Source organism: Acinetobacter sp. AKBS16 (assembly GCF_002899995.1).
Taxonomy (GTDB): domain Bacteria; phylum Pseudomonadota; class Gammaproteobacteria; order Pseudomonadales; family Moraxellaceae; genus Acinetobacter; species Acinetobacter baumannii.
Genome location: NZ_POYH01000086.1, coordinates 1 through 273, shown reverse-complemented (window position 1 = coordinate 273; position 273 = coordinate 1). Strand labels below are relative to the sequence as shown.

Annotated in this window: 1 protein-coding gene; it reads right to left on the bottom strand. The window is 53.1% G+C overall.

The window, feature by feature from the left end; genetic code table 11:
* On the bottom strand, positions 1–273 hold a 273-nt coding region (locus C1642_RS15310), incomplete at both ends, for an Ig-like domain-containing protein (RefSeq protein ID WP_213064244.1).

The following is a 273-nucleotide window of genomic DNA, read 5'->3' as shown; positions in this document are numbered from 1 at the left end:
CAGGATCAATCGTAATCACCGGTGCCGGAGCTAGCGTATCAACCACAAAGCCGTCCGTACCATCGAGTACATCGCCTGTACCCAAGTTACCTGCAAGGTCTGTATAGGCACCGTCTGCAACACTGATGCTTGGAGCCGCACCACTGCCGTCAGCTGTAAACGTAGCTGTCCAGACATTCGGGTTGGTTGTACTTTGGACCAGATTGCTCAGCGTACCGCCTACTGGCGTGATGTCATCAATATCAAAGCCACTGACCGCCTCGCTAAACGTAA